The organism is Tolypothrix bouteillei VB521301, from assembly GCF_000760695.4.
GTDB lineage: Bacteria > Cyanobacteriota > Cyanobacteriia > Cyanobacteriales > Nostocaceae > Scytonema > Scytonema bouteillei_A.
The window spans coordinates 8,205,890-8,229,923 of sequence record NZ_JHEG04000001.1; the positions used below are offsets into that span (position 1 = coordinate 8,205,890).

Consider the following 24,034-nt stretch of genomic DNA (forward strand, 5'->3'; position numbering starts at 1 on the left):
GTGGCTCACCAATCTACTTTCCATCTAAGGAAAATTCACGACCAAAAGGGGTAGATAGAGTAGAAAATCTTTTCTTTTCCTTGCTTTTTACAGCAATCGTTGCATTTTATTCAACCGCTTGACTGCCAATTTTATAGGTCAAGAATGAAATTTTCCAAGAAAGTAGTTTATTCCCACCGTCTTGCACGGGTGGGATTTTTTATGTTTGTTCGCTACTGCTCAAACGCATCTGAAAATACTGTCGGTACAAATTACAACGAGGTTGTACTTGATTGCCAGAAAGTTTTACTAATCCCATACTTTGTAACTGATAAGCGGATATAGGTTCTATTTGTACGGGATGAGTTGTATCAATCACTTGTTGAAAAGCAGCTGCTAATTTGGGACGTTCTTGCAAATCTAACCAATATTTCCATAAATGAGGGCGGTAAATACCAGCTTCAGTCGGTGCTTCCGCTAAAAGTCGATCTACTGTTATCTCCGGATGACCTTTAAGATGAGCAAAAGCTAATTCTAGCAGGTAGGGGTGCCCTCCTAATAATTCCATTAATTGTACAACTGAATTTGTAGCCATTTCAAGCCCGTGTTGCTGAGACAATGCTAAGACTTGCTCTTGAGTAAACTCAGTCAACTCAATGGGTAACCCGACATTAAAGGGGGATTGATTAATATTGAGTTGAATGTAAACGTCTGTTGAATGTAGGATAGCTAATCGTAGTTTTTGCCAAAGCCTGCGACTTCTTGCCTTTTCATACCAAGAACGCAATAACCCAAAAAAGTCTTCGTAAATTTCAGGATAGGGAAAAAGTAAATCCACATCATCCAAACAAAGCACAAGGGGGTTTTCCAGTTCAGTTAAGAGATACTCCTCAAAATACGTTGTACAACTGACTTTAGAACCCATACCTTCTTCATCCCAATATTCATCCAATTCTGTAGGTAACCGAAGTTCGCGACTAATATTTATGCAAAACCAACGCAAGAACTTATTCAGGTTAGTGAAATGTATGCTCCGATCTGCCAGTTTAAAACTCAAGTAAACAACATGATAATCTTCTTGTTCTGTCACTTGACTCAAAACTCTGGTCATCAAGTATGTTTTCCCCATGAGACTCGGGGCTTTGATCCGAATGAGAGAACCTGGTTGTAAAAGATGTTCGTAGCAGAGCGCTTCTATAGGAGGACGCTCCACATAAACTTCCATTTGTGCAACTTCGTTCCTCCCTGCTTGACTGCGTTCTTGGTGAATTTGCGTATTTTGTTCTAGATAGTCTTCTCGATCGCTAGCAATGTTTCTAGAAGTCTGTTTGTTCTCTTTTTTTCTTGCTGAGACTGGTAAATCTTGATTGACTGCACCGTAAGATGGTTTCTCCCAATACCTTTTTAAAGCTTCCTTAAAATTACTTTTCTTAACTTTTTCTCCCAAAGCATCACTTAATAGTTTCCAAAACTTGGGCGCTACATCCTGACTAATGTAAGTTGTAGCATATTGTTGTTTGGCAGCAATTGTGTCATAATCCTCACGGTTCCACGCTCCCTTCAAAATTACAATTTCAAGATCTGTTAATTTTCTGTTGAATTTTGAATGTATAACTTGATTAGCCGTTTCAATAGCTTCGTTTAAATTAAATTCCATAGTTCGTTTGAAAATAAGAATTTTTATCGCCAGAGCAGATATAGCTACAAGAGCTTGGGTTGATAACGCAATACTAGTGTTACATATAGCAATCTTAGTGGTTCACCGCATTAATTCTGATGAGTCAACCAATTTTTCCTCTCTTGTTCCGGTAGCTGAGCCTGGGAATACCTCCTTTGGCAGTTCCGCCTCCTGTACTGCGAGGCGGAGCCTCGCGTAATGCATTCCTAGGCTGAGCCTAGGAACGAGAGAAACGAGAGAATGACAACTCAGTCCTACTCTGCACAATTAATGCGATAAACCCATAGGTTTTAAAGCTCAAATTGGGAGGCTAATCTGAATTTACCTGAATTTCCTGACTTTTTCTAACCTGTTGGAATAGAAATTAATTTAGACACTCCTGAATTTAGCTAAACTCTTTTCCAAAAGCATAAATCATACTAACAATAGAAAGCAACAAACAAGCTTTCCAACAAAAAAACTAAAAACTCAAACCAGAAAAATTAAGGAGTCAAAAATGTCTACTTCTATTTCTCAAGCACAACTGTTTACTGAAATGACTGCAGAAGAAGGAGCAACCCTCAGCGGTGGAACCACTCAAGTTAATCTCAAATATTTTCAAATCTACGACACTCAAGAATGGCCTCAAGATGAACCTTACTTAAAAGTTGATGGCAAAACAATTTGGTCTAAAGATGGTGCTGGTGTTGGCATTCATACTGTGAACAAAAGATTCAATATCAGTGGTACCTCTGATACACTGTCTCTTTGGGAAAACGATTCTTGGCCAAGTAATGATGAATTTTTAGGAGAAAACAAAATCTATTCTTGGCAAAGAGGAACAGATTTGGAACTCTCTTTCACCAGGGAAGGCGCTAATTACAAACTTGTCTACGATGTTTACTCTGTTTAAAGTAGGTTAATTTCTAGTTTCTCAAGCCATCAACTTACTAGAGTAAATTCTACACAACCAATTCTCAAACATACTAACGCTGGAAAGCTAACAGGCTTTCCAACGAAAAACCCAAAAACTCAAACCAGAAAAATTAAGGAGTCAAAAATGTCTACTTCTATTTCTCAAGCACAACTGTTTACTGAAATGACTGCAGAAGAAGGAGCAACCCTCAGTGGTGGAACTGCCCGAGTTAACCTCAAATATTTTCAAATCTACGACACGCAAGAATGGCCTCGAGATGAACCTTACTTAAAAGTTGATGGCAAAACGATTTGGTCTAAAGATGGTGCTGGTGTTGGTTATCATGATGTTGGCAAAACATTTGATATCAGTGGTACCTCTGATACACTGTCTCTTTGGGAAAATGATTCTTGGCCAAGTAATGATGAATTTTTAGGAGAAAACAAAATTTATTCTTGGCAAAGAGGAACAGATTTGGAACTCTCTTTCACTAGGGAAGGCGCTAATTACAAACTTGTCTATGATGTTTACTCTGTTTAAAGTAGGTTAATTTCTAGTTTCTCAAGCCATCAACTTACTAGAGTAAATTCTACACAACCAATTCTCAAATATACTAACGCTGGAAAGCTAACAGGCTTTCCAACAAAAACTCAAAAACTCAAACCAAAACAATTAAGGAGTCAAAAATGTCTACTTCTATTTCTCAAGCACAACTGTTTACTGAAATGACTGCAGAAGAAGGAGCAACCCTCAGTGGTGGAACCACTCAAGTTAATCTCAAATATTTTCAAATCTACGACACTCAAGAATGGCCTCAAGATGAACCTTACTTAAAAGTTGATGGCAAAACAATTTGGTCTAAAGATGGTGCTGGTGTTGGCATTCATACTGTGAACAAAAGATTCAATATCAGTGGTACCTCTGATACACTGTCTCTTTGGGAAAACGATTCTTGGCCAAGTAATGATGAATTTTTAGGAGAAAACAAAATCTATTCTTGGCAAAGAGGAACAGATTTGGAACTCTCTTTCACCAGGGAAGGCGCTAATTACAAACTTGTCTACGATGTTTACTCTGTTTAAAGTAGGTTAATTTCTAGTTTCTCAAGCCATCAACTTACTAGAGTAAATTCTACACAACCAATTCTCAAACATACTAACGCTGGAAAGCTAACAGGCTTTCCAACGAAAAACCCAAAAACTCAAACCAGAAAAATTAAGGAGTCAAAAATGTCTACTTCTATTTCTCAAGCACAACTGTTTACTGAAATGACTGCAGAAGAAGGAGCAACCCTCAGTGGTGGAACTGCCCGAGTTAACCTCAAATATTTTCAAATCTACGACACGCAAGAATGGCCTCGAGATGAACCTTACTTAAAAGTTGATGGCAAAACGATTTGGTCTAAAGATGGTGCTGGTGTTGGTTATCATGATGTTGGCAAAACATTTGATATCAGTGGTACCTCTGATACACTGTCTCTTTGGGAAAATGATTCTTGGCCAAGTAATGATGAATTTTTAGGAGAAAACAAAATTTATTCTTGGCAAAGAGGAACAGATTTGGAACTCTCTTTCACTAGGGAAGGCGCTAATTACAAACTTGTCTATGATGTTTACTCTGTTTAAAGTAGGTTAATTTCTAGTTTCTCAAGCCATCAACTTACTAGAGTAAATTCTACACAACCAATTCTCAAATATACTAACGCTGGAAAGCTAACAGGCTTTCCAACAAAAACTCAAAAACTCAAACCAAAACAATTAAGGAGTCAAAAATGTCTACTTCTATTTCTCAAGCACAACTGTTTACTGAAATGACTGCAGAAGAAGGAGCAACCCTCAGTGGTGGAACCACTCAAGTTAATCTCAAATATTTTCAAATCTACGACACTCAAGAATGGCCTCAAGATGAACCTTACTTAAAAGTTGATGGCAAAACAATTTGGTCTAAAGATGGTGCTGGTGTTGGCATTCATACTGTGAACAAAAGATTCAATATCAGTGGTACCTCTGATACACTGTCTCTTTGGGAAAACGATTCTTGGCCAAGTAATGATGAATTTTTAGGAGAAAACAAAATCTATTCTTGGCAAAGAGGAACAGATTTGGAACTCTCTTTCACCAGGGAAGGCGCTAATTACAAACTTGTCTACGATGTTTACTCTGTTTAAAGTAGGTTAATTTCTAGTTTCTCAAGCCATCAACTTACTAGAGTAAATTCTACACAACCAATTCTCAAACATACTAACGCTGGAAAGCTAACAGGCTTTCCAACGAAAAACCCAAAAACTCAAACCAGAAAAATTAAGGAGTCAAAAATGTCTACTTCTATTTCTCAAGCACAACTGTTTACTGAAATGACTGCAGAAGAAGGAGCAACCCTCAGTGGTGGAACTGCCCGAGTTAACCTCAAATATTTTCAAATCTACGACACGCAAGAATGGCCTCGAGATGAACCTTACTTAAAAGTTGATGGCAAAACGATTTGGTCTAAAGATGGTGCTGGTGTTGGTTATCATGATGTTGGCAAAACATTTGATATCAGTGGTACCTCTGATACACTGTCTCTTTGGGAAAATGATTCTTGGCCAAGTAATGATGAATTTTTAGGAGAAAACAAAATTTATTCTTGGCAAAGAGGAACAGATTTGGAACTCTCTTTCACTAGGGAAGGCGCTAATTACAAACTTGTCTATGATGTTTACTCTGTTTAAATTTAGAACATAACATTGGTGTTTTAATAAACTCGGTATTTGTCCAATACCGGGTTTATCAATCTGTAAAATCCACGTAAAAAGTTTTTAATTTTTGTATTTATTTTAACTTAAATATACTGACTCTAGTAGATATCGGCTGAAATCGTGTAACCTTTAGTAATGGCTTATATTACAAGCTTTTGCTTTTTCTGCCATGCTACTTACTGTAGCCTGTGAAACCACGCACAGCAATCGCTCATGGGTAAACTACCCAAGAGCGCGTTGCCTCACCACCGCAGTGGCTCCTCCGGACTTCTGCCTTTTTGTACTAAATCCCTACGCACTACTTGTCGAAAAGAGCGTTTTTTTCCTCCCCTGCACAAAGGTGCAACCCCTGCACCCCTGCTTGTCTCACTCGACAATTTTCTCAGCCCTTGCAGTATTGAATCCCTACGAGGAAGCAGGGCAAACCTAAACTTCCCTGAATTTTCTGACTTTTTCTGACCTATGGAACCAAAAATGAATTGAGCAGCTTCTGAATTTAGCTCAACTTCTATACAAAATTATCAATCATACTAACAATAGAAAGCAGTCAAAAAGCTTTCTGGCATAGAATTCACAATCTTACCGAAAATTTCCCAAATATTTTTTGGACACCAATACTTATTATCAATTATGAAATATCAAGTTGTTCTACAACACAGCGAAGAAGACTGCGGTGCTGCTTGTATTGCCAGTATTGCCAAATATTACGGACGTACTTTTGCCATCAGTCGGGTGCGGGAAGCCGTGGGAACTGGTTCGCGAGGCACTTCTTTACTGGGTTTGAAACGGGGTGCAGACGCACTGGGGTTTAATGCTCGTCAGGTAAAAGCTAATCCTGAAATGCTTGAGCGTTTAAACGAAGTCCCTTTACCCGCAATTATTCATTGGAAAGGATATCACTGGGTTGTATTGTACGGTCAAAAAGGGAAAAAATACATTGTTGCTGACCCCAGTCTTGGTATGCGTTACCTCACTCGTAAAGAGTTAATGACGGGTTGGATTAATGGTGTCATGCTCTTGCTAGAACCAGACTACAGCCGTTTTCTAGAACAACCAGAAGATAAAATTGGTGGTTTTGGACGTTTTCTTGCCCGTACTTGGCCTTATCGCTTTATTCTTGCTCAGGCAATTGGTATTAATATAGCTATCGGTCTTCTCTCCCTCGCTTCTCCCTTAATGATGCAGTTACTAACTGATGATGTGTTGGTGAGGGGAGATACTCAATTGCTAACAACGGTGGCAATTGGGGTTATTACTATGAATTTTATTAGGAGCGCGATCGCATTAGTACAATCCCACCTCATCGGTCACTTTGGTCAGCGCTTGCAATTCGGGTTAATTTTAGAATACGGACGCAAACTTTTACACTTACCCCTGTCATATTTTGAAGGGCGTCGCAGTGGGGAAGTTGTCAGCCGCATTTCTGATGTCAATGCCATCAATGCTCTTGTATCCCAAATTGTTCTCGGTTTACCCAGCCAATTCTTTATCGCTGTGGTTTCCTTGGGAATTATGCTGTTCTACAGTTGGCAACTATCCATAGCTTCCTTTGTTGCATTTCTTATCTTGACTTGCATTAATCTGCTTTTTGTCCCAATGATGCGGAATAAAACCCGCAAATCTATCGTTTTACGAACAGAAAATCAAGGTTTTCTTGTAGAAACTTTTCGTGGCGTCCAAGTGCTAAAAACAACCCAAGCAACTCCCCAAGCGTGGGAAGAGTATCAAACAAATTACGGTCGCCTTGCAAACCTAGGGTGGAGTACGATGAAACTGGGGTTATACAGTGGTACTATCACCAGTCTGATTTCCACATTCACCAATATTGCCTTACTTTGGATAGGAAGTTATTTAGTTATCAACCATACCCTAACCATTGGTCAACTCTTAATGTTCAATGGTATGAGCGGTAACTTTCTCGGTTTCTTAAGTTCGGCAATTGGCTTAGTTGATAAATTTATTACCGCACAAGTTGTTATTCAGCGCCTGACAGAAGTTATTGACGCCACTGCAGAAGACGAAAACGACTTCAAAAAACCGTGGGTTCAAATTCCCAGTAATGCAGATATCACTTGCACCAACCTCAACTTCCACCATGCGGGTAGAGTAGACCTACTGCAAGACTTTTCTCTCACTATCCCCGGCGGTCAAGTCATTGCTTTAGTTGGTAAATCAGGTTGTGGCAAAAGCACTTTAGCTAAATTAATAACTGCTTTATATCAGACTCAATCGGGTAATGTCTCTTATGGCATATACAACCAACAAGACCTATCTTTAGAATGCTTGCGACAGCAAATCGTTCTCGTACCTCAAGAAGCACACTTTTGGAGCCGCTCAATTATTGACAACTTCCGCTTCAGTTATCCCAACATTACTTTTGAACAAATTGTACAAGCTTGCCAAATTGCTGGTGCAGATGAATTTATCAACAAACTACCTGATAAATATCAAACAGTTTTAGGAGAATTTGGGGCAAATCTTTCCGGCGGACAAAAGCAAAGATTGGCTATAGCTAGAGCAATAGCAACCGATCCCCCCGTACTTATTTTAGATGAATCAACTGGTGCTCTTGACCCAGTTAGCGAAGCCGAAGTATTAGATAAACTGTTACACCACCGACGCGGTAAAACCACAATTACGATCAGCCATCGCCCCAAAGTCATTGAAAGATCTGATTGGATTGTAGTCCTCGAACAAGGTCGCTTAAAAATCCAAGGAACTCCAGAATACCTCCGACAAATCCCTGGCGAACACCTACACTTCCTAGAAGATGTTAGCACTCAAAGGTCATTGTTAGCAGCGATCGGCGAGCAGTAAATCTTAGAGTTTTGCTAGTTTCCTACAGTGTAAAAGCTTGCACAATCCAAAATCTAAAGTCCAAAATCTAAAATCTAAAATCTAAAATCTTATGATTAGCCACTTCAAATCCGATTCTCTATCCTTCACCCAAGAAAACGATTTTCTGCCCCCCATGAGTCGCTGGACAACCTACGGTGGAATGTTCATCTTAGGTGTCATATGTTTAGCAGTTCCAGTTGCTTCTGTTAGTAAATATAAAGAGGTTGTTAAAACAGAAGCTGTTATCCGTCCAGCAGGTGAACTGCGAATTGTTCAAGCAGCAACAGAAGGTCAAATTATAGGAATTTCAGTTCAAGAAAATCAACCTATTAAAAAAGGAGATGTTATAGCCACTATTGACGACTCCCGCCTGCAAACTAAAAAAAGTCAACTGCAAAGCAGTATTCAACAAGCAAAGTTACAACTTTTTCAAATTAACTCCCAAATTCGCGCTCTCAACAATCAAATCCATGCTGAAACTGACCGTATAAACCGCACTATTGCTTCTGCTGAAGCTGAACTGAGTGGGCGCGTTCGATCGTACCAAGATAAAAGAATGACTACTGTTGCAGAAGTTCAAGAAGCTGAAGCAAATGTTGGCATCTCTGAAGAGGATTTACGCAAGGCTCATGCAGAGTTAAGATCGGCGCAAGCAAATTTAAATGCGGCTAGGTCAGCTTTGATAGCTGCACGCTCCAAACAAAATCGATATGAAATGGCGGCTAAAGTAGGAGCGCTATCAAAAGACCAGTTAGAAGAAGCACAACTCGCTGCTAGCCAACAAGAACAAGCAGTGGAAGGACACAAAGCAGCTGTTGAAGCACAAAAACAAACTATTGCTCGCCTCGAACAAGCTGTTTCTGCGTCTATTGCTAGAAGCCAAAAAGTAAAAGTCGCTTTAAATCCCAGCCAATCAGAAATCGCGATCGCAACAGAACGTATTGCCCAAGAAAAAGCAGCCGGAAAAGCTAGCTTGGCTACATTGGATAAAGAACGCCAAGCTCTGATAGCACAAAGGATTGAAGCCCAAAAACAGTTAGATCGCGATGTCCGCGAATTGCAACAAGTGGGAATGGATATCAGACAAACAATTATCACAGCCCCATCTGACGGGACTATCTTCAAACTCAGCTTGCGGAACTCCAGTCAAACCGTGCGCTCGGGAGAAGAAATTGCCCAAATTGCTCCGAGCAACTCAAAACTAGTCGCTAAGAGTTCGGTCAGTGCAGAGGAAGTGAGTAAAGTCAAAGTTGGCCAACAAGTTCACCTGCGGATATCTGCGTGTCCTCATCCAGATTACGGTACTCTAAAAGGAAAAGTCACAGCTATTTCTCCAGATGCCATCTCCCCTCAAGCCCAAGGTGCTAACTCCAATAGTGGCACTACAGCTAGCAAGATGGTAACGGGTGGTGCTTTCTACGAGGTTAGTATAGAACCAGAAAACTTGGTGCTAGCTCAAGGCAAAAGTCAATGCCTCATAACTTTGGGCATGCAAGGCAGAGCAGATATTATCTCTCGAGAAGAAACTGTATTACAATTCTTCATGAGAAAGGCAAAATTAATTGCTGATTTTTAAAATATTTTGCAGCAATTGTAAGTAGGTAGATGGCTTACAGCAATTGCACTACTATTTAATTTGTACGGGTATAGTACGCCTTCAATGCTAAAATCATAATTAAATATACTTGCCATATTGCCAAAGAGTTGGATTCTTAAAGAAAGTTTTGAGTTGGATTGAGATAGCTATTGTATTTCCTATGAAACTATGCCTAAAGTCCTTAAATATGCGATCGCTTTTACACATACATTAACAGTATGTTTTGTCAATATTGTCTCTGAAAACTGTGTATCGGCTCAGATTAATCCAGATGAAACTTTAGGGTCAGAACGCTCATCGCTCGCGCCAAATGTTGGAATTAGACAAGGAGTGAGAGGCGATCGCATAGACGGGGGAGCAATACGAGGTAGCAATCTTTTTCATAGTTTTCAAGAATTTAATATTAACGAAGGGCAAAGAGTTTATTTTAACAATCCCGCAGGAATTACAAACATTATTACTCGAGTCACAGGCACTAAACTCTCAAACATTTTAGGAACATTAGGTGTCAATGGCAGTGCAAATTTATTTTTCATCAATCCCAATGGGATGATTTTTGGTCAAAATGCCAGATTAGATATCCAAGGGTCATTCATTGCAAGTACTGCTAGTGGTCTGAACTTTGCCGATAATACGCAATTCAGTGCAACAGCTTCCCAAAACTCTCCCTTGCTAACCGTTAGCGTTCCAATTGGTTTGCAATTTACAAGCAATTCCCAAGGAATTTTAGTTCGGGGAAATGGTCGAGGTTTAAGGAGACAGGAGAATCCAATCATTGATACAAATAATGCTTTACGCACGCAACCCGATCGAACGCTAGCTCTAGTAGGTGGAGATGTCACTTTTGAAGGTGGGACATTGAAAACTGCAGGAGGAAGAATCGAGTTGGGTAGCGTTGCGGGTACTGGTAATGTCAGTTTGACTGCTGTGCAAAAAGGTTTTTCTTTAGGTTATGAAGGTGTTGCTAATTTTGGAGATATTCAACTGTCCGGAGCCACAGCAATTGATGCTAGTGGCGAGGGTGGCGGTGAGATTGAAATCAGAGGCAAAAGAGTAGTGCTTCGGGAGGGTTCGCAAATTGAAGCGACTCGCTTGGAAAAGGGCTTTGGCGGAAAGTTGACCGTAACCGCTTCAGATCTAGTAGAACTCGGCGGGACAACTGCTGACAATCTTGGAGATAACCGACGATTTCCCAGTTCCCTGTCTGTTGACAATCGAAAAGTCGGGGACATCCCTGGGGAACTGACAATCAACACCAGACAATTGATTATCCGACCGGGAGGACGAATATCAGCTAGCAATGCAGGTCAAGGAAAGGGAGGCAATATAACGGTCAATGCTGCTGATTCTGTGGAATTGATTGGTATTTTCAACGCCATGGGAGGGCTGCGTTCTAGTGGCATATCCGTACAGACAACAGGTTCTGGAGACGCAGGAAATTTAGCTATCAACACTAAAAATTTGGTGATTCGGGATGGAGCAGAACTCTCTGCGTCTACCTTTAGTGCAGGTAATGGGGGAAGTGTAGAAATCAATGCCTCAGATTCTGTGGAATTGTTCAATACAAACGGGCAAATTCGCAGCAGAATAGTAGCCGAAGTGGGCAGAGATTTGAGAGAAGTTAACCGACAGGGAGAATCTGATTCTCCTACGGGACAAGGTGGAAATCTAACAATTAGAACCAGAAACTTGACTGTGAGAGATGGCGCAGTAGTGACTGTAAGTAGTAGAAGTGAAAATGCTAGAGCTCAAGGTGCAGGTACTTTAGACGTAACAGCTCGATCCGTTCGTTTGGATAATAAAGGACAAATTACTGCAGCTACTGCTTCCGGTCAGGGAGGAAATATTACACTACAAGTGCAAGATATCTTGCTTTTACGCCGTAATAGTTTAATATCCACCACAGCAGGTTCAGCACAAGCAGGAGGAGATGGAGGAAACATTAACATTAATACAAATTTCATCGTAGCTGTCTCCAATGAAAATAGCGATATCACCGCCAATGCTTTTAGTGGGAGTGGCGGTAATGTGAAAATTACAGCCCAAAGTATTTTTGGGTTAGAACCACGCAGCCGAGAACAACTCCAAACTTTATTGGGAACGAGTCAAGCTGGCGATACAGATCCGAGTCGGCTGCTCAGTAATGACATCACTGCTATTTCACAAGAAAACCCTTCTTTAAGCGGTCAGATTACCATCAACACGCCTGACGTTGACCCTTCCAAAATGTTGGTTGAATTGCCAATGGATATCGTCGATGTCAGTGGATTAATTCGTCAGGACCTTTGTGTTGCAGCCGATCGCGGAAGTAAATTTACCATAACCGGACGTGGAGGTTTACCTCCTTCTCCTCATGAAACCCTCAATCCTGATGCTGGGTGGGAAGATTGGCGCATCGTACAGCCACAGGCTTTATCTGAAAAAACAGAGAGTGCAAGAAATTATCAACCAAATTCAAAAGAACTTCAACCTATAAATATTATTGAAGCTCAAGGTTGGGTTATGAGTGCAAATGGTACGGTGGTTCTCACAGCTCAGCCTGCTGTCGTGACACCTCAAGGAACTTGGCTATCTCCTTTAGATTGTCAGCGGTTGAGGGCAAACTTATGAAGTCTAATGAAAAGATTAAAGTTGCTCAGTTACCCAATTTGTTGAAGCAGTTGGGAATTTTGCCGAGCTCTAGGAAGTCACGTATTTTGCAGCTTATTAATAAGAACAGAAAAATTCTTCAAATTATTTTGCTTGCGGCTTTAAGCGTCATCTTTAGCCTGCACAGTCCAATATTGTTTTCTGCTATCGCACAGCAACCTGGAGTCACTCAGCAATCTGCGATCGCATTAATGCAAGCAGGTAAAAAAAACTACGAAGAAGGATTGTTTGCTGAAGCAACAAAAACATTACAACAAGCAGTACAAATATACGCAGCAACAGGGGAGACTCTCAACCAAGCTCAAGCACTCAGTTTTGCTTCTTTAGCTCAACACAAATTAGGGCAATTTCAAGCAGCAGAAAATTCTATTCATAATAGTTTATCTTTGTTAAAAAGCTTGCCCGAACGTAAAGATACAATCCAAGTTCGTGCTTTAACTTTGAACGCTCAAGCACATTTACAATTGGCTAAAGGCAATGCTGAAACTGCTCTGGAATCTTGGCAAAATGCAGAAAAACTTTACAGGCAAATTCGCGATCGCTTGGGGATTCTTGGGAGTCTACTCAATCAAGCTTTGGCACTACAAGTTTTAGGTCTTTCCCGTCGCGCCGATCGAACAATTGCTCAAGTAGAACAAGAAATTTATCAAGAAACCGACCCCTCTTTCAAATTTGCTAGTTTGCTAAATCTCGGTCAAATTCGCCGTCAAGGAAGAGATTTGGAACAATCGCAGAAAATTTTACAGATGGGGCTAGAAGTAGCTCAAAAAATGCGATCGCCTGAATTTCAAAGTAAAGTTTTATTGAGTTTGGGCAATACTGAAATAGCTCTAGCGAAAAATGCAAAAGCATTAAAAAATGAAGAAAATTTTCAGACTTACACTCAGAAAGCTTTAAATGACTATCAACAAGCAGCTAATATTGCCATCTCACAACAGATAAAAGTTCAAGCAAAAATTAACCAATTTTCGATATTGCTGGAAAATCAGCAATATTCCTCTTTTCCAGTTTTGCTACCACAAATTAGCAGTTCTTTAGAGAGATTACCTAAGAGCAGATCTTCCATATATGCACGCGTACATTTTGCCAAAAATTTAATCCAATGGTTACAAGAAAGTAAAGAACCAAAAAACAAAAAGGATATAACTCAAATATTAAATACTGCTATCGATCAAGCTAGAAGTTTAACAGATCGAAGAGCAGAATCATATGCTTTGGGTACGCTTGGTGAGTTATATGAAAAAACTTTAGACGAGTCAAAGGCAATTGAATTAACTCAATCAGCTTTAGCGATCGCTCAGGCGACAAATGCACCAGATATTGCCTATCGCTGGCAGTGGCAAATGGGGCGGTTGCTTCAAAAGCAAGCAGAGACAACGCATCGCAGCAAAAATGCTGACGCTCAAGCAGTAAGTTACTACACTCAAGCTTTTAAGACTCTTAATAATTTACGGGGCGATTTAGTCGTCCTCAGTCCCGAAGTACAATTTTCCTTCCGAGAAACTGTAGAACCAGTCTACCGACAGTTAGTCGATTTACTTTTGCGAGATCCAAATCCCAATCGCGATCGTTTGATTCAAGCCCGTGACGTTATGGAAGCACTCCAGCTAGCAGAACTCGATAACTTTTTTGGCGATGCTTGTGCTAAACCAGAACAAGTCAAAATTGACGATCTCGATCCCCATGCAGCTGTTATCTATCCAATTATTTTGCCAGACCGTTTGGAAGTGGTTATCAAATTACCAGGCACCGATAACTTACGTCATTACGGTCATCAAAATGTTTCTAACACTCAAGTAGACGAAGCAGTCACACGACTGCGACAATCTTTAAAAAGACGCAGCATCAGCCCCAACCAGATAAAAAAAGAAGCTCAACAAATTTATAATTGGTTGATTAAACCTTTTGAAACTGAATTAGAAAATACCAAAAATCGAGAGGAAAGCAAGGTAAAAAATTTGATATTTGTTCTAGATGGTTCGTTGCGTAATTTACCTATGGCAGTTCTCCATGATGGAACAAGATACCTTATAGAAAGATACGCCGTGAGTGTTACTTCTGGTTTGCAACTGCTCGAACCCAAACCACTTCATAGAGAATCGCTAAGTGTTTTAGTAGGAGGTGCTACAGATGCTCCCAGTTTTGAAAAGGAAGGTTTAGGAGCCATAAATAATGTAGCGGTAGAACTAGAGGGCGTCAAGCAAAAAGTTCTGCACACTCAAATGTTGGAAAACCAAAAATTTCTCCAACAAAATATCGAACAACAAATTAATTCTAAACCCTATAATATCGTTCACTTGGCAACTCACGGGAAATTCAGTTCAAATCCAGAGCAAACTTTCATTTTAGATTGGCAAAAACGTATCAAAGTTAAGGATTTTGATAACTTACTGAACCTAGATTTTCAAAGGCGTACTAAACCAATCGAATTACTCATTCTTAGCGCTTGCGAGACAGCTACAGGAGACAATCGAGCAGCTTTAGGGCTAGCAGGAGTCGCACTCAAAGCAGGCGCACGCAGTACATTAGCTAGCTTGTGGCAAGTCAATGATGCCTCAACTGCTCAATTTATGATTAAGTTATATCAAGAACTGAATAATCCTCAAATCATGAAAGCAGAAGCATTACGAAATGTCCAGCGTGCTTTCCTAACAGAGTTTTCTAGCACGGATTATAACCGACCTTATCATTGGGCATCGTTTATTCTTGTAGGAAATTGGCTGTAATTTTGCAGACACTTAACGAACAAGCTGCATGCGCTTGATTGAGGTGACTGTTCGGCTTTTACCGCAGGGCTCAGCACTCTGACAATCATTAACCTTTCCCGGTCCGTAAAATAAGCGCACTTTCTTATTTAAATAAGTTTTTTCCTTTGCACAAATATCGTAAGATGCGTAAAGTCCTTGGTATTTTTTTCTCTTGCTATCTATTAAATCCACATAGCACGAAATATCACCGTTGGTAATACCCGTGACTGTGGCAATTTGAGGCAATTTAGTTGTTTGCTGTGCTTGAACAACAGAGGTGTTGGCAAAAATACTAATAGTAGAAGCTGCAAAAACACTAATAGAGAATCCTATGGCCGATATATGAGATATTTTTTTGACTTTCATAATTTTCTGTTTTTGAAATAACATGACTGTAAACGCATACACATTGCCAAGCGATACATTTATTTACGAATTATTCAATCTCCATACTTAAAAGTTGGAGATTAACGACTTACCGATCGGAGATCGCTGTCACGCTACCAACAATAGGCTCTTGTACAATTTTTCCCAGGTTAACATTTTCAGCATTTAACAGTTCTCTCCAAACACTCTGAAGATTGGGATTTTGTGGTTCTTTTAAGCGCAGTTGGGCTAATTCTGTTAATGTCTCCAACCAAATACCGTGTTTGGCGTAGACAGCAATTCTTTCTAGAGGTGTTTTTGCTGTATCTAACTCCTTTTGAAGTTCAGATGATGCTGAGACTCGTTGTACGACTCCAGTTAAGGAAGCTGGTGTCAGTGATTCGCTCTTGGAGGTTGCACTCGGACAGTTAATATCTACATACCAACGGTATTCTTTACCAACTGCTAAAGGTGGAACGCTTGACGGTAAACTGACACTGACAATACCGGGTGTTGCATTTAATTTAAAACGAGTGCGATAAACGTCTGTATCACCATCTTGCAAGACAAACTCGCCATCATTCACTTCCTCAGAAGTATAAGGAACATAAATCCAGAGAGTAGGATGTTCTTTTGTGGTTAATTTTAAGTTATGACTGCCTGCTAGACGAGTCAGTGGAGGCTTGTTTTTTTTAGCAAGGCAATCTCCTCGGCTTCCCGTACCGTCATTTGTTGGAGGCGTTCCCCGATCGGGTGGATCGTTGTGTGGTGGGATAAAACGAATTTTTGTCTGAGATGCTTTATTTGTAATTATTTGGGTTTGTGCTTGTGCTTGTGAGGGTAGGGAAACGAGATTCCAGCCACATATTACCCAAGGTAGAATCAATAACTGTTTTAACTGTAATTTCTGTAATTCTTTCATATGGGAATAATATTGCATCTCACGCTAACCGCAATAACTTGAACTACAAATTTAAATTATCTGATTCCGGACTTCTCGTCTGTCGTTCCCAGGCAGTCACGAACTGCTTTATATTAAGAGGCAGAGCCTCTAAAGAAGGTATTTCCAGCCAGAGCTTGGGAACGAGGTGCGGGAGGAAATATCGATGACACCTCTTTACCAAATTTCTAAGATCCCCGACTGCTCCCATAAGTCAGGGATCTTGTAGGCTCAATAGTTTTTAAATAAACTCTTAATCGATCGATTGAAAATTTGTTTTGAATCGTACAGTATAAATAATTACTAATCCACTAGCAGTTACTATCAAAGCAAAAGCAGATGGAACTAATGGCAACCAAGCGCCCTGTAACACTAATAAACCCCAACAACTGCCGTATAAAACTGTAATTGCGATCGCTTCTCCTAGTAGAATGCTTGCAGGTGACCTAAAAGACCAAGCGATCGCACCCCCGACTAATGACCAAAGCCCAATCCAGAGAATTTCTAGTGGTTTTGGCAACCACCAAATTAACGGTCTGCGATCCAATACACTGCTGAGAAGTTGACTGACCATATGTGCTTGAATTTCCAAACCAGTCAAACTTCGTACTGACCCTTGACCTCTACCAGAGGTTGTGCGCCAACGATGGTCGTTAAAACTGGGATCGGTTGTACCAATGAGAACGATGCGATCTTTGGCTAAATTGGGGTTGAATCCATCACTCAGTACTTCTTGCAGGGTAACTTTTCGAGCAATAGGTTCGGCGGCGCGGTAATTGAGCAATATTTGATGCCCGCTAGTATTAATATTGTGATAACCACCTGTATTTTTTTCTAAAGTTTTAAAGACAGTTTGACCAATTCTTAAATACGACTCTGAAGTGAAACCGCTTTCAATTTTTTCCTTAAGTAAGTAATGTGTGGCTAATTGCCAACTAAAAGCATAACTGTTTTGGCATGGTTCGGCATGACTGACTGCTAAAACATGGCGGCGGAGAACATCATCAACGTCTCTAACAACATTATTAAAACCTTGATTCTTTTTTGACACTTCTTTGGGCGGTGTAATGCCTGGGTTACCATACTTACAGATGGCAAAAAAGCTGTTGTTTTTCATCCCCATTGCTAAATCTCTGTTATTTGCTCCTATAGGGATTTCACGGTAAATATCTAAACCAATAGCTCGCGGTTGCGATCGCTCTAATTTAGCTAACAACTTCGTCAACGAGCGTTCGGACAGGGAAGCAGCCCCTCGCTCTGTAACAGGTTGAGATTGTACGTCTTGTTCGGTAATGGTAACAAGTAAAAGCCTTTCATCTTGTCCCTCATCGGGTCGCAACTGCATCAATTGGTCGTAAGATTGCAGTTCCCAAGATTGCAGAAAACCTAGCGATCTCATTCCAATTGTTAAACTCGTGACTAAAAGACTTGCCACAGTTACAGTTTTAATAGGAAGGACATTGAAGCGATTTTCAGGGATTTTGGTGTTTTGCTTAACCCAATTGCGATCGAAAACGGCTTGATATATTGGGTTTTTAACAACTAACTGTCCTTGTTGCAAGTTCACTAACCCGGATAGACGTAATTCTAAATGCTCGCAATTATTTTTAGCAGGGATTTTGCCCCGTTTTAATATTTGTAAATATAGGTGTAATAACTTTTGCTGAAAACGAGAGCGTAAAATGCGATCGTGAATTGTCCGCAAATGTTCCGGTCGGTCGTGAGATTCCCAATCATTAATAATTCGTGTTCGTACTAATCGATCGATTGATTCAGGAGTTTGTATTTCTGCTTCCTGAGAAATCAGCCAACATATTTTTTGTGTTAAAAAAGGTTGTCCGCCACTCCAGTAAAGAATTTCCTTTAAAGCAGTCTCAGGATGACTGACTTTGTCAAGTAATCCATCCATTAAAGCTGCACTTTCCTGAAATTGAAAACCTTTCAATTCAATAGCTCGACCAATATTAAAAGGTGTTGCAAATTCATCTTTAATCAGATCTGAAGGGGTTGCTACTCCTAGCAGTACAAAAGAAAGTCTTCTATATTCTGACTTAATTGCTCGTTTATCATAACAATTACGAATAAAAGCGAAAAATTCATCTGTAGGAAAACTCAAACTGAGAATACTGTCAATTTCATCTATAAATATAACAATTTTTTTGTTAATTTGCTTTAATAAAATTGTTTCAATAAACTCTCCCAAACGTTGTATTGGCGATAAGTCATTTTGTTCGCGCAGCCAATTTCGACGGTTAACTTTTAGTTCAAATCCACTGATTAACTCTTGAATAATACCTCCATACCATTGCTGTGGTGTAATCTGTTGACTGCCAATTCCACTAAGTTCAATTTCTGCACAGCAAATTCCTTGTTCGTGCAGTTTAAACATGGTATGAATTCTTAGAGAAGACTTACCCATTTGGCGTGAATTGAGGACATAACAATATTCACCTGCTAACAGAGCGTTGTAGAGTTCAACATCTGCTTGTCTCTCAATATAGGTAGGAGCATCAGGAGGTAAACTTCCCCCTATTTGGTATTTGTAGTCAGAGTGGGGTACAGTACTCATCAGGAATTGTCCTCAAACAACCAGTTATAGTAATAACAATAACTCCAACATTTCTCAAAAAAAACTCCTAACCTTAAACCCCCAATCTTCCCCAAATTATCTGAAGTTTTCCGAACATATTTTTTCTATGGTTTCTAAAAAATAGAAGCCCTGATTGGGAGCATCCCAATTTGGAAAAAATATGCTTGTGATTAAAATCACGCCTATGCGGACTTAATAAGAAGTCCACGTAGGTGGACTTTGTTTGTGTAGCCCCAGAATTCTATTCTGAGGGCAATTGCTTCCGTTCCTGGGCTACAGACTCGCTGCTTTGCACTGTAGGAGACGAAGTCTCAAATGAACGCATTCCAACCGATGCTAAAAGCGATATGGAATAGGTGCGGGACGTGAGGACTAAGAAATAGGTCACCGCTTGCCAGTCACTGCTAAAAGCTCAGCAACAATCGCAATGAGTTCAGATGGGTCTACTGGTTTGGGGATATGCTTTTGGTAGCCTGATTCTATAGCTTGATTTCGATCCCCCTCTCCAACATACGCTGTGAGTGCGATTGCGGGAATTTGACCACCCATCTCTGGTGGCAATTGTCTCACTTTGCGGAGTAAATTATAACCATCCTCTTCTGGCATACCAATATCGCTAATTAATATATTGGGTTTAAATTGCTCAAAACAAGCGAAGCCTTCTTTTGCTGATGCTGCAGCCATTGCGATCGCTCCATATTGTTGAAGCACAAACACTAAAAATTCTCGCGTGTCGGCTATATCGTCAACGACCAATACTTTTATCCCTTCAAGATTGATAAAATTTTCTAAACGATCGCTGTCTCGGTTTGACACTGACTGAGTATCCAGTAAAGGTAACCTGACAGTAAAGGTAGCGCCTTGTCCCTCTCCGAGGCTTTCAGCACTCACGTTTCCCCCATGTAATTCAACCAGGTGACGGACAATTGCCAAACCCAGTCCCAAGCCTCCATGATTGCGGGTGACTGAAGCATCAGCTTGACGAAAATATTCAAAAACATGCGGTAGAAAATCTGCACTGATACCTTTACCCGTATCTTTCACAATGATTTGAGCGTGGGAATTCGATCGGGAAGATGACAAAATCACTTCCACCCGTCCGCCTTGGGGTGTAAACTTGATCGCATTAGAGAGTAAATTCCATACAACTTGTTGGAGACGGTTGGGATCGGCTAAAACCATACCAACGTTTGGGTTGATGTGTAGCAACAGTTCAATTGACTTTGCTTCTACAGCAGGACGCATGGTGTTAATTGCTTCTTCAACTACTGAAGCTGGATTAATAGTTAAAACATTTAGACTCAGCTTACCGCGCAAAATACGAGAAACATCTAGCAAATCTTCAATAAGTTGAGTTTGAACTCTAGCATTACGCTCAATAGTTTCTAAAGCACGACTAGTTGTTGCTTGGTCTAATTTGCGGGTACGCAACATTGTTGACCAACCCAATATCGCATTGAGAGGAGAGCGTAATTCATGAGAGAGAATAGCTAAAAACTCATCTTTAATCCTATTGGCTGCTTCTGCTTCTGCTCGGGAAGCTCGTTCTCGCTGCAACAGTTGTTCTTTTTCGAATTCTACTTGTTGGCGGGCGATTTCGGCTTGTTTTCGTTCTGTAATATCAAAAAGTATTCCTTCAATGCTGACAAGATTTCCTCGTGCATTGTAGGTGACTTTACCTCTATCTTCCAACCAGATAGTAACACCATTGTCAGGTCGTATCATGCGAAACTCTGAAACATAGCTGCTTTTACAATCAATTGCTTTTTGTACGCGTGCTTGGTGAGTTGCTAAGTCATCAGGATGAACTAGCTTCCATCCTTCGTCTCCCGTACCGCTCTGGGCTTCAGGTGTTAATCCTAATATTTCGCAGGCTGTTTCCGAACGAGAAATCATGTTTGTGCTTGCATTCCACGTCCACGCCACTATCCGAGCCGCTTTCACAGCCAATTTTAAACGTTCGTCGGTTTGATGAAGTGCTTCTTCTACACGTTTGCGAGCAGTGATGTCGCGGTTAATTTCGAGAATGGCTGTTGGTTGTCCCGTCCGATCTCGTTTTAAAGCCCAACGACCAATTGTAACAATGGAATCACCATCTTTTTTTGTGTGAACCAATTCCCCTTGCCAACGTCCAGTGTTAAACAATTCAGCTTCAATTTCTTCTATCGGTTGGGGTAATTTGGTTTGCAACAAGGTATGAGAGTTTTTTCCTAAGGCTTCTTCTTTCGTCCAGCCATAGATTTCCCATGCACCCTGATTCCAAAAGGTAATTTGATTGTCCAAATCTCGAACTACAATTGCGTCAAGAGCTAAATCTAGAAGTTGAGCTTGCTCTTGCACGACTAATATCGTATCTAGTAATTCCTGTTCTCGACTTGAGGCTTTGGATTGGGTCACCGTTGGTATTTCTTAATATAACTAAAAAAAATATTCAAAATAAAAATAATATTGTAATTAATAAAAAACTATATGTATCAAAGGAATGAATTTTCAGTATAGCAACTCAATGAAATTTAGAAATTATAAATGATTGATGAAAAACTTTAAATAGTGTATTGTGGGCATTGCCAAGTAATAGTTAGATGTAGTAATTGCCCACCCGAAGTATTTTATGAAGTGTCTGTGATATGCTTTTCGTCAAAAATCCTGCTTTTTAAAGAAACCGAGCGTCTGGATCTTACGTTTCTTATCTGGGTATAAAGAATTTTTACTCTTCAGGTTCAAAATCTTCTTTCCTAGCACCACAAACAGGACAAATCCAATCTTCTGGAATGTCCTCAAACGCTGTTCCCGGTTCTATACCACTGTCTGGATCTCCTTGTTCTGGGTCGTATTCATAACCGCAAACAGTGCATATGTACTTTTGCATGCTATCTTCCCTTCCATACTTTGTTTGTTATTGCCTCAATCTTACTTCATAGTTTCTAATTCGTAATTCGCAATTTATTCATTTAATTACGAATTACGAATTAACTATTACAAATTATTAAGATTTGTGCCCAACCAACCATTAAAGTTTTTCTTTTGTATCGTAGTTGGTTTTTCTTGGGGTTTGACCTGATATTTACTCGGACGTGGAAGAGCTAAAGTCACCGGTAGGGTTCGCAGTTCTTCGTGATGAAAAACAGTGACTTGAATGGTATCGTTTGGTTGGTAATCTTTGAGCCTTTCGCACAAATCATTTGCCGTTACCCGCAAACCATCAATAGCCAGCAGCTCATCTCCGGGATCGATTCCGGCTAATTGTGCGGGAGAGCCGGCTTCTACGAACTTAATGATTTCTCGACCGCGATCGCTACTGACTCTTATACCCAAATAGGGCTCCTCCTCAGTTTCCACAATCAGTTGCAAGCCAAACGGTTCTAAATACTCATTGAAGGGCAAATCTTCTGTACCATCAATGTAGCGTTTAAAGAAATCAGTCAAATCCACCCCAGCCACAGACTCAATAACTTCCTGCAATTGTTCTGGAGTATAACCAATTTCATCTCTACCAAATTGATGCCACATTTTGACCATGACATCATCAAGTGAGGTCTGATTTGCATTGCGCGAACGAATCAGCAAATCCAGTAGCAAAGACACCAACTCTCCTTTGAGATAGTAGGAAATTTGGGAATTCCCACTGTTTGCATCTTGACGGTAGAGTTTAATCCAAGCATCAAAACTCGATTCCGAGAGAGGTTGTACTTTCCGCCCTGGCGTGGTTTCATAACGAGTGATTTCCTTACTCAAATTGCTAAGGAAGGATTTGGCGTCATAAATTCCCGCCCTTAGGGGTATCAGTAAGTCGTAATAACTTGTTGTCCCCTCACAGAACCACAAAGAAGGCGTGTAGTTTTCTTGGTCGTAGTCAAAGACTTCTAATGCTTGGGGACGAATACGCTTGACGTTCCACAAGTGAAAGAACTCATGAGCAACGAGTTGCATGAAGCGCTCGTATTTGTCGCGATCGCGAAATCCAAATCTCTGATATATCAGCGAACAACAATTTTTATGCTCCAAACCACCATGTGCTTGGTTAAATAGATGCAGCAGAAACACGTATTTTTGATATGGCAACCCACCAAACATCTTTGCTTCTGTAGTGACAATTTTTTTGAGATCCGCAATCATTTGCTGGACGTGGAAATTGCCTTTACCCCAGATAGCGAGTTCGTGAGGCTTTCCCAAAACATCAAATTGATATAACTGGTGGTTACCAATTTCAAAAGGATTATCTACGAGAGTATCAAAATCTGGAGCATGAAAAGAATTTTCTTTTTCTGGAACTGGGGGTAGTGCTGTAGTCACCCGCCAGTCTGGGAGTGGTGGTACAACAGTTACCTCAATTGGGTATTGTTCCAAACCTGGTATTCTAAAAAACAAGGCTGCACCATTAAAATAGCCATGGCTACCATCTAAGTGATTTGTTCTTACTGTTAGCTCGTTCGCAAAAACACGGTAAGATATAGTAATATTTGATGCACCATTTGTCTCGATTTGCCAATGATTTTTACTAATTTTCTGCCAGGGTAAAGGCTTGTCTCGAGTCATAGCAGCAAAATCTTGCAAATGTCTGGCGTATTCTCGTACTAAATACGAACCTGGAGTCCATACAGGAAACTTCAAGTCCAAGATAGGGGATAGGTAGCCTGCAATTTGCAGATTCACCTCAAACAGATGCGCTTCTGGTTGAGGCATCGCGACTTGATAGTGAATTGTCGGGACGGTCTGCTGCTGATAAGTATTGCTCTGCAGTACAGTTGCTTTAGTCATCAGTGGTTGTGTGTTAGGAGATCTAGGTACTAGTGACAAGTGACTAGTTAATAGTCATTAGCCAACAATCAATGGTCAACAGTCAATAGCTTCAAGTAAAAAAACTTGCTTACCAATACAGTAATCAATACTTTTTACTGGGTAAAATCAATTACTTTCTATCATTAATAGCACTACTTCAAGAATAAATTTAGATCGGAGAGAATATGTGAATTTTACTGGTCATATAAAATACATCTGTTTAATGACAGATATTGTGG

17 protein-coding genes are annotated in these 24,034 nt (G+C 40.2%); 10 read left to right on the forward strand and 7 right to left on the reverse strand.

Annotated elements, in window-relative coordinates; genetic code table 11:
- Positions 1–199: 199 nt before the first annotated feature.
- Positions 200–1,636 (reverse strand): AAA-like domain-containing protein, encoded by a 1,437-nt coding sequence (locus tag HC643_RS33570; RefSeq protein WP_038073258.1) that lies wholly within the window; start codon positions 1,634–1,636, stop codon positions 200–202.
- Positions 1,637–2,153: 517 nt separating this feature from the next.
- On the opposite strand from HC643_RS33570, the gene HC643_RS33575 reads away from it, so the two are divergent.
- The 10 genes from HC643_RS33575 to HC643_RS33620 all read left to right on the forward strand — a co-directional run bounded on the left by HC643_RS33575 (position 2,154) and on the right by HC643_RS33620 (position 15,099).
- Positions 2,154–2,549, forward strand: coding sequence for a hypothetical protein (locus HC643_RS33575; RefSeq protein WP_038073255.1), 396 nt, complete (start codon positions 2,154–2,156; stop codon positions 2,547–2,549).
- Positions 2,550–2,696: 147 nt separating this feature from the next.
- On the forward strand, positions 2,697–3,092 hold the full coding sequence (locus HC643_RS33580; protein ID WP_038072174.1) for a hypothetical protein: 396 nt from the start codon (positions 2,697–2,699) through the stop codon (positions 3,090–3,092).
- Positions 3,093–3,238: 146 nt separating this feature from the next.
- Positions 3,239–3,634, forward strand: coding sequence for a hypothetical protein (locus HC643_RS33585; protein ID WP_038073255.1), 396 nt, complete (start codon positions 3,239–3,241; stop codon positions 3,632–3,634).
- A gap of 147 nt (positions 3,635–3,781) precedes the next feature.
- Positions 3,782–4,177, forward strand: coding sequence for a hypothetical protein (locus tag HC643_RS33590; protein WP_038072174.1), 396 nt, complete (start codon positions 3,782–3,784; stop codon positions 4,175–4,177).
- Positions 4,178–4,323: 146 nt separating this feature from the next.
- Positions 4,324–4,719: a hypothetical protein gene (locus HC643_RS33595; protein WP_038073255.1), complete on the forward strand. Its 396-nt coding sequence runs from the start codon at positions 4,324–4,326 to the stop codon at positions 4,717–4,719.
- Positions 4,720–4,866: 147 nt separating this feature from the next.
- The gene (locus tag HC643_RS33600; RefSeq protein ID WP_038072174.1) at positions 4,867–5,262 is read left to right on the forward strand and encodes a hypothetical protein; all 396 of its coding nucleotides are present in this window, start codon (positions 4,867–4,869) and stop codon (positions 5,260–5,262) included.
- Positions 5,263–5,919: 657 nt separating this feature from the next.
- Entirely contained in the window at positions 5,920–8,106 is a 2,187-nt protein-coding gene (locus tag HC643_RS33605; protein ID WP_038072172.1) for a peptidase domain-containing ABC transporter, read from the forward strand.
- A gap of 91 nt (positions 8,107–8,197) precedes the next feature.
- Positions 8,198–9,703: a beta-barrel domain-containing protein gene (locus HC643_RS33610; protein WP_038072169.1), complete on the forward strand. Its 1,506-nt coding sequence runs from the start codon at positions 8,198–8,200 to the stop codon at positions 9,701–9,703.
- 189 nt (positions 9,704–9,892) lie between these two features.
- Positions 9,893–12,334, forward strand: a complete 2,442-nt coding sequence (locus HC643_RS33615; RefSeq protein ID WP_050046566.1) for a two-partner secretion domain-containing protein — start codon at positions 9,893–9,895, stop codon at positions 12,332–12,334.
- Complete coding sequence (locus tag HC643_RS33620) at positions 12,331–15,099, forward strand: CHAT domain-containing protein (protein ID WP_082051864.1); 2,769 nt, start codon at positions 12,331–12,333, stop codon at positions 15,097–15,099. The genes HC643_RS33615 and HC643_RS33620 overlap by 4 nt, the downstream gene beginning before the upstream one ends.
- Before the next feature lie 12 nt (positions 15,100–15,111).
- Here HC643_RS33620 and HC643_RS33625 read toward each other — a convergent pair whose 3' ends face one another.
- The 6 genes from HC643_RS33625 to HC643_RS33650 all read right to left on the reverse strand — a co-directional run bounded on the left by HC643_RS33625 (position 15,112) and on the right by HC643_RS33650 (position 23,774).
- Positions 15,112–15,486 carry a hypothetical protein gene (locus tag HC643_RS33625; RefSeq protein WP_050046565.1) on the reverse strand — a complete coding sequence of 125 codons (375 nt, stop codon included), beginning with the start codon at positions 15,484–15,486 and terminating at the stop codon, positions 15,112–15,114.
- Between the two features lie 109 nt (positions 15,487–15,595).
- The gene (locus tag HC643_RS33630; RefSeq protein ID WP_038072166.1) at positions 15,596–16,408 is read right to left on the reverse strand and encodes a DUF928 domain-containing protein; all 813 of its coding nucleotides are present in this window, start codon (positions 16,406–16,408) and stop codon (positions 15,596–15,598) included.
- Positions 16,409–16,679: 271 nt separating this feature from the next.
- Entirely contained in the window at positions 16,680–18,995 is a 2,316-nt protein-coding gene (locus HC643_RS33635; protein ID WP_050046564.1) for a CHASE2 domain-containing protein, read from the reverse strand.
- 405 nt (positions 18,996–19,400) lie between these two features.
- Positions 19,401–21,413 (reverse strand): PAS domain-containing hybrid sensor histidine kinase/response regulator, encoded by a 2,013-nt coding sequence (locus HC643_RS33640; protein WP_050046563.1) that lies wholly within the window; start codon positions 21,411–21,413, stop codon positions 19,401–19,403.
- A 310-nt stretch (positions 21,414–21,723) separates the two neighbouring features.
- Positions 21,724–21,885: a rubredoxin gene (gene rd / locus HC643_RS33645; protein WP_038072163.1), complete on the reverse strand. Its 162-nt coding sequence runs from the start codon at positions 21,883–21,885 to the stop codon at positions 21,724–21,726.
- A 107-nt stretch (positions 21,886–21,992) separates the two neighbouring features.
- Positions 21,993–23,774 (reverse strand): M61 family metallopeptidase, encoded by a 1,782-nt coding sequence (locus HC643_RS33650; RefSeq protein WP_038072160.1) that lies wholly within the window; start codon positions 23,772–23,774, stop codon positions 21,993–21,995.
- Positions 23,775–24,034: the final 260 nt, after the last annotated feature.